The organism is Glutamicibacter nicotianae, from assembly GCF_002797775.1.
Taxonomy (GTDB): domain Bacteria; phylum Actinomycetota; class Actinomycetes; order Actinomycetales; family Micrococcaceae; genus Glutamicibacter; species Glutamicibacter nicotianae.
In genome coordinates, this window is record NZ_PGEY01000001.1 from 3,452,032 (window position 1) to 3,459,735 (window position 7,704).

Below are 7,704 nucleotides of genomic sequence, written 5' to 3' on the forward strand. Positions count from 1 at the left end.
ACGTGCTGGCTGATGCTGGTGCGGGGTATTGGCTGTGGCCGCGTGGTGCTTGGGCATCTGCTAGTACGCATTGCAGGGGGTTTTCTTCTTGCGGTGCTGGAATGCGGTGTGTGGGTGTTGTGTGGTTTGTATGGTTTGGCATGCTGTTGGGTTTTGAGGCAACAAGCCTCCTTTCCTGGTGAATGGTTGCCGGGGTTCTTCCTGTGGGGAGGGTCCTGGTGGTGTTCGCTTGGGTGAGGGGTTCTTGGTGTTTCGGTGTTTGTCCTGTGTTTGCTGCAAGGATGTCCTGTTGGATTGACGCTGGCCTTTGGTTGGTGTTGGTTTTGGGGTGTTGTTGCGGGGGTGCGGGGTTGTTGTTTGGGAACTGTATAGTGAACGCGAGCATCTTGCAGATGAGATGAGCTGGCTGGTCCTTTTCCTGGGATTGGTTGGTGTTGGAGTCTTGTCTGCGTGATTTTGTTAGATTGTTTTATTGCTCAATTCTGAGACTTTGATTTGTGTTGAAGTTTTTAAGGGCGCACGGTGGATGCCTTGGCATCAAGAGCCGATGAAGGACGTGGGAATCTGCGATAAGCCTGGTGGAGTCGATAACCGGACGTTGAGACCAGGATTTCCGAATGGGGGAACCCCGCACCATGTTATGTGGTGTGACCTGCAGCTGAATGTATAGGCTGTGTGGAGGGAACGCGGGGAAGTGAAACATCTCAGTACCCGCAGGAAGAGAAAACAACAGTGATTCCGTTAGTAGTGGCGAGCGAACGCGGATGGGGCTAAACCGGTTGGTGTGTGATAGCGGATAGGCGTTGCATCACCGGGGTTGTGGGGTTGACATGTACCAGTGCTATCTTGCTGGTGGGATGAGGTGCAGGCGTATAGGTGAATCGGTTGGAATGCCGGACCAGAGAGGGTGATAGTCCCGTAGGTGTAATGCGTGTCTGCCGTTCTAGTGTTGATACCCGAGTAGCACGGGGCCCGTGAAACCTTGTGTGAATCTGCCAGGACCACCTGGTAAGCCTGAATACTACTTGATGACCGATAGTGAATCAGTACCGTGAGGGAATGGTGAAAAGTACCCCGGGAGGGGAGTGAAATAGTACCTGAAACCGTGCGCTTACAATCCGTTAGAGCTGGGGACTTGTTCCCTGGTGATGGCGTGCCTTTTGAAGAATGAGCCTGCGAGTTAGTGTTACGTCGCGAGGTTAACCCGTGTGGGGAAGCCGTAGCGAAAGCGAGTCTGAATAGGGCGTTTGAGTGGCGTGATCTAGACCCGAAGCGAAGTGATCTACCCATGGCCAGGTTGAAGCGCGTGTAAGAGCGTGTGGAGGACCGAACCCACTTCAGTTGAAAATGGAGGGGATGAGCTGTGGGTAGGGGTGAAAGGCCAATCAAACTTCGTGATAGCTGGTTCTCCCCGAAATGCATTTAGGTGCAGCGTTGCGTGTTTCTTGCTGGAGGTAGAGCTACTGGATAGGCGATGGGCCCTACAAGGTTACTGACCTTAGCCAAACTCCGAATGCCGGCAAGTGAGAGCGCAGCAGTGAGACTGTGGGGGATAAGCTTCATAGTCGAGAGGGAAACAGCCCAGAACGCCAACTAAGGCCCCTAAGCGTGTGCTAAGTGGAAAAGGATGTGGAGTTGCTGTGACAACCAGGAGGTTGGCTTAGAAGCAGCCACCCTTGAAAGAGTGCGTAATAGCTCACTGGTCAAGTGATTCCGCGCCGATAATGTAGCGGGGCTCAAGCACACCGCCGAAGTTGCGTCATTCAAATATTAACCTGGTTTCGATTGGGTGTTTGGATGGGTAGGGGAGCGTCGTGTGGACGGTGAAGTCGCGGTGGAAACCAGCGGTGGAGGCCACACGAGTGAGAATGCAGGCATGAGTAGCGAATGACGGGTGAGAAACCCGTCCGCCGAATGATCAAGGGTTCCAGGGTTAAGCTAATCTGCCCTGGGTTAGTCGGGACCTAAGGCGAGGCCGACAGGCGTAGTCGATGGACAACGGGTTGATATTCCCGTACCGGCGAAGGACCGCCCATACTGAGCTGTGGATGCTAACCATGACGGATCCGGTGATTTGTTCCTTCGGGAATGGTTGCTGGTGGTGTGGTGGGAACCGATGCAGTGAGGTCAGCGTATTAACAGGTGTGACGCAGGAAGGTAGCCGAGCCAGGCAATGGAATTGACCTGGTCCAAGGGTGTAGGAAGAGCGGTTGGCAAATCCGCCGCTCATATATTCTGAGACCTGATAGGCGCCCCGTTTTCGGGGTGATTCGGTGATCCTATGCTGCCTAGAAAAGCATCGGCGCGAGGTCCCAGTCCGCCCGTACCCCAAACCGACACAGGTGATCAGGTAGAGAATACTAAGGCGATCGAGAGAATCATGGTTAAGGAACTCGGCAAAATGCCCCCGTAACTTCGGAAGAAGGGGGGCCTGCCCCGTGATGAGAACTTGCTTCTCTGATGCGGGTGTGGGCCGCAGAGACCAGGGGGAAGCGACTGTTTACTAAAAACACAGGTCCGTGCGAAGTCGCAAGACGATGTATACGGACTGACTCCTGCCCGGTGCTGGAAGGTTAAGAGGACTGGTTAGCCCTTGTGGCGAAGCTGAGAATTTAAGCCCCAGTAAACGGCGGTGGTAACTATAACCATCCTAAGGTAGCGAAATTCCTTGTCGGGTAAGTTCCGACCTGCACGAATGGAGTAACGACTTCCCCGCTGTCTCAACCATGAACTCGGCGAAATTGCAGTACGAGTAAAGATGCTCGTTACGCGCAGCAGGACGGAAAGACCCCGAGACCTTTACTATAGTTTGGTATTGGTGTTCGGTGCAGCTTGTGTAGGATAGGTGGGAGACTGTGAAGCTTGGACGCTAGTCCAGGTGGAGTCATCGTTGAAATACCACTCTGGCTGTACCGGTCACCTAACTTCGGACCATGATCTGGTTCAGGGACAGTGCCTGATGGGTAGTTTAACTGGGGCGGTTGCCTCCTAAAATGTAACGGAGGCGCCCAAAGGTTCCCTCAGCCTGGTTGGCAATCAGGTGTCGAGTGTAAGTGCACAAGGGAGCTTGACTGTGAGAGTGACAGCTCGAGCAGGGACGAAAGTCGGGACTAGTGATCCGGCGGCACCTCGTGGAAGGGCCGTCGCTCAACGGATAAAAGGTACCTCGGGGATAACAGGCTGATCTTGCCCAAGAGTCCATATCGACGGCATGGTTTGGCACCTCGATGTCGGCTCGTCGCATCCTGGGGCTGGAGTAGGTCCCAAGGGTTGGGCTGTTCGCCCATTAAAGCGGTACGCGAGCTGGGTTTAGAACGTCGTGAGACAGTTCGGTCCCTATCCGCTGCGCGCGTTGGAAATTTGAGAAGGGCTGTCCTTAGTACGAGAGGACCGGGACGGACGAACCTCTGGTGTGTCAGTTGTACTGCCAAGTGCATCGCTGATTAGCTACGTTTGGAAGGGATAACCGCTGAAAGCATCTAAGCGGGAAGCCTGCTTCGAGATGAGATTTCCATGCACCTTTGTGTGTGAGAGGCCCCCAGCTAGACCACTGGGTTGATAGGCAGGATGTGGAAGCAAGGACTGAAGACTTGTGCAGCTGACCTGTACTAATAGGCCGATGGCTTACAACACACAATAAAACAATGATTGAACTGATATTTTTCAATGCTGTTCGCGTTCACTATGCGGTTACGAGACAACAACCTCTAACCAATAAATGCAAGATGAGTTACAAGACTTTGTAGCACCGGAAAACACTGACCAGGAAATATTTGGTTTGTGTGCTTCGTGATTGTTACGGCGGTCATAGCGTGGGGGAAACGCCCGGTCCCATACCGAACCCGGAAGCTAAGGCCCATTGCGCCGATGGTACTGCACTCGTGAGGGTGTGGGAGAGTAGGTCACCGCCGGACTTAACCTAAGTGGGTTTGAGGCTCTAACCGTTTGGTTGGAGCCTCACCTGTTTAACCCGTGAGTGTGCGGGTGGCCAGGCGCAACGTCTGGCCTGTTCGTGTTTAAAGGGGGTTCGGCCGCTGGCCGCTGCCGTGTCGACCTGCGACCACAAATGCTTGACTTAGGCATCGTAGTTCAAGAGGACACCGAAAATAGGCCTAGTGTGGGATATGAGCGAGGCCGCGACTGACTCATCGATGGTCTCTCGACTCATCTTCCAATTGCGAAAGAGGGAAACCGAACGTGAGAACTTATGTCGTTACTGGCGCTGCTTCCGGCATTGGTGCAGCCACAACTGAATTGATTCGCGAACGTGGGCACAAGGTCATCGGCGTTGATCTACGCGATACTGACGTCGCGGCTGACCTGTCGACTCAGGAAGGCCGGCTAAGTGCCATCAAGCAGACTCTAGAGCTTTCCGAAGGCAAGATTGACGCTGTCATCGCTGCCGCGGGAATTTCGGCTCCCAAGGCAATTACGGTGTCGGTAAACTACTTCGGTGTTACCGAGTATCTGGAAGGCCTCCTGCCAGCTCTGGGGCAATCGACGGCACCGCGTGTGGCCGTCGTGTCCTCGATGGCTTCGATCCAGCAGAATTCCGCTGAACTCGTCGAAGCATTGCTTACGGGCGACGAAGAGGCATCCCTGGCCATTGGCGCAGAGCTGGAAGCCGCTGGCCCTGGAGCCGGCTACTTGAACTACCCGTCCTCCAAGCGCGCGCTGAGCCGCTGGGTACGCCGTGAATGCATCACGGAGAAGTGGGCCGGCGCAGGAATCCCATTGAATGCTGTGGCTCCTGGCACCGTGATCACCAACATGACTCGCGAATTGCTGGCCACCGACGAAGGCAAAGCAATGGTCGACCAGAATGTGCCGATGCCGCTGAATTACCACTCTGAGGCTGTGGTGATCGCCAGACTACTGCTGTGGCTGACGAGTGAAGAAAACACCCACATTACCGGCCAAACCATCTACTGCGACGGCGGTGCGGAGGCTACGTTGCGCGGGGATAACATCTGGAGCTAGATCTGGCAGCCGAGTATGGCGAAGGACACTGCTGCTAATCGGTTCTGAAGTGGCGCAACCCCTGCGTGCTTGATATAGTTATGGAGTTGTCGCAATCGCGAATGACACCGTAGTTTTCCCATGGCTAGCCATGAGGCATAGAGTTACGGCGATCATAGCGTGGGGGAAACGCCCAGCTCCATACCGAACCTGGAAGCTAAGACCCACAGCGCCGATGGTACTGCACTCGGGAGGGTGTGGGAGAGTAGGTCATCGCCGGACATAATTTGCCGAAGGCCCCGAACAAGAGTTCGGGCCTTCGAGGTTTAACCGAGAAGGTGCGCCACCGTTTAAAATCATCGGCGGCTCGGAAATTCATTTCCGAGCCGCCGATGTTGCAGGTACTAGGCGTTGTCCAAACGCAGACCGCTTTCAGTATCAAACAGGTGCACGTGCTGCAGATTTGGTGCAATGTTGATGCGCGCTCCACGTGCAGGAGGCGTACGGCCATCAACACGAACAACTACCATCTGGGTTTTGCCGTCCAACTCTGCCGAGCCGTAGATGTAGGCATCTGCGCCGAGCTCTTCAACCACGTCTACAACAATCTCGACGCCTTCGCCGGCACTGACGATCTCGATGTCCTCTGGGCGGAAGCCCAAAGTCGTTCCACCTTGGGCTCCCGGTGCGTCGATGGTGGTTGAACCGAAAGCCACCTGTCCATTGGACGACTGCAGCTGCACCAGGTTCATGGCAGGGGAACCGATGAAACCTGCGACGAACACATTGCGTGGGCGATCATAGAGCTCGCGTGGGGTGCCTACCTGCTGCAGCTCGCCGTCCTTGAGCACCGCAACGCGGTCGCCCATGGTCAGCGCTTCCACCTGATCGTGGGTCACATATACGGTCGTGACTCCCAGACGTCGTGTCAGCGAAGCGATCTGGGTACGGGTCTGCACACGCAGCTTTGCATCGAGGTTGGACAGTGGTTCGTCCATCAAGAACACCTGGGGCGAACGGAATGGCGCGGCCCATGGCCACACGCTGGCGCTGGCCGCCCGAGAGGGCCTTGGGCTTGCGGTCCAGGTACTTCTCCAGGTCCAGAAGCTTGGCTGCTTCCAGCACACGCTGCTTGCGCTCTTCCTTGTCGACGCCGGCGATCTTCAAGGCAAAGCCCATATTCTCGGCGACGGTCATGTGGGGGTACAGCGCGTAGTTCTGGAAGACCATGGCGATGTCGCGGTCCTTTGGCGGAACGTTGGTCACGTCCTTGTCGCCAATGAGAATGCGGCCGGAATTTACTTCTTCCAAGCCTGCAAGCATGCGCAGAGTCGTGGATTTGCCGCAACCCGAGGGGCCAACCAGAACAAGGAATTCTCCATCTTGGATTTCCAAGTCGATTGCGTCGACGGAGGGCACAAGTGCGCCCGGGTAAATGCGGGTGGCCTTTTCAAAGGTCACAGTTGCCATGATGACAATCCTTTCACGGGCAGGTACGTGCCCGACGATCCGTAGTGAAAGTGAATTGGGACACTTCAGTTTCGCATGGAAATGAGACTTTTTCAAAAGATCTGGCAGATCAGCAGGGCGAAGAGATAGAATACGCTGCCGCTGTTGGCCCGGATCCCACCTTGATGCCCACATCTTCCGCGCCGAGGACCCTGAATCCGTTCTCGTCGGTGACGTCATCGCCAGCAAAAAGGACCGCCTGCACGTCGAGGGTCTCACGCAGCCACTGCAGGCTTTGGCCCTTGTCGCCGTGATGCACGGTGGCTTCCAAGACCGCCTTGCCATCGAGCAGTTTCACACCGTCCAAATCAGCAAGGGCTTGCCGCGCCTGTGCCAAGGCCTTGGCAGCCGCATCCGGCAGTGCCTGGCGGACATGCAGGACCGTGGCCGACGGCTTGTACTCCAGACTGGCGTTCTCATGCGCTGCCGCGACGTGCTCCAATCGCTGGGTCACTGTTCCAAGCAGTGCGGTTTGCTCGGCGGTCAGCGGCTCATCCTGCCAGTTTGCACCCAGCCAGGACGGAACCAAACGTTCGGCACCGTGCGAGCCAATGCAAATCCCTGGACGCGGCTGCGGGTAGACCTCGCGCAAGGACTGCAGGTTACGGCCAGACACTACAGCGGTGTATACCCCGGGGCTGGCCGCCAGCTGCTCGAATGCGGCAGCGGTCTGAGGCAGCGGCCGGGCATCTTGCGGCCGGTCGACCAGCGGAGACATCGTTCCGTCAAAGTCCAAAGCCACGAGCACCCGCTGGTGGCCGGCAAATCCAGCCAGCGCGGCATGCAGGGAAGGATCTAGTTCTGGCAATGCGTTCCTCATCAAGGATCACGATTCCCGCGGGAATCTGCTTAGCGAACGATTTCGTGCACGGAGGTGGCCGCATTGATCTCGGCCAGTTCAGCCAGGAAATCATCGGACCATTTGGAAACATCATTGAGCGCCAAATGGCGGTTCATGCGCTTCATCCGGCGTTCCTGCTCCGTCTCGTTCATCTGGACCGCTTCCACGATTTTGGCCTTCATCCCGTCGATGTCGTGGGGATTGACCAGTACCGCCTGGGTCAGCTGATCAGCAGCACCGGTGGTACTCCGAGAGCACCAGCACGCCGCGGCCATCCTGGTGCGCGGCGACGTACTCCTTGGCCACCAGGTTCATGCCATCGCGCAGGGCCGTGACCAGCAGGACGTCGGCGGCCAGGTACATGGCGATCATTTTCGCGCAGCGGATAGGACTGG

The 7,704-nt window shown here is 56.3% G+C and carries 2 protein-coding genes, 3 rRNA genes and 2 pseudogenes; 4 read left to right on the forward strand and 3 right to left on the reverse strand.

The genetic code is table 11. The features are described 5' to 3' along the window. Nucleotides 1-499 precede the first annotated feature (499 nt). The 4 genes from ATK23_RS16105 to rrf (ATK23_RS16120) all read left to right on the forward strand — a co-directional run bounded on the left by ATK23_RS16105 (nt 500) and on the right by rrf (ATK23_RS16120) (nt 5,241). Nucleotides 500-3,633: ribosomal RNA gene (locus ATK23_RS16105) — 23S ribosomal RNA — on the forward strand. 164 nt (nt 3,634-3,797) lie between these two features. Further along, nucleotides 3,798-3,914, forward strand: a 5S ribosomal RNA gene (gene rrf / locus ATK23_RS16110). Between the two features lie 283 nt (nt 3,915-4,197). Continuing rightward, entirely contained in the window at nt 4,198-4,980 is a 783-nt protein-coding gene (locus tag ATK23_RS16115; RefSeq protein WP_066140251.1) for an SDR family oxidoreductase, read from the forward strand. A 144-nt stretch (nt 4,981-5,124) separates the two neighbouring features. Further along, nucleotides 5,125-5,241, forward strand: a 5S ribosomal RNA gene (gene rrf / locus ATK23_RS16120). Nucleotides 5,242-5,363: 122 nt separating this feature from the next. Here rrf (ATK23_RS16120) and ATK23_RS16125 read toward each other — a convergent pair. The 3 genes and pseudogenes from ATK23_RS16125 to ATK23_RS16135 all read right to left on the reverse strand — a co-directional run. Further along, nucleotides 5,364-6,429 (reverse strand): annotated as a pseudogene (locus ATK23_RS16125) (ABC transporter ATP-binding protein). Between the two features lie 109 nt (nt 6,430-6,538). Continuing rightward, a complete protein-coding gene (gene otsB / locus ATK23_RS16130; protein ID WP_157801669.1) occupies nt 6,539-7,276 on the reverse strand; it encodes a trehalose-phosphatase in 738 nt (245 codons plus the stop codon). A 41-nt stretch (nt 7,277-7,317) separates the two neighbouring features. Further along, nucleotides 7,318-7,704, reverse strand: a pseudogene (locus ATK23_RS16135) (trehalose-6-phosphate synthase); the annotation flags it as partial.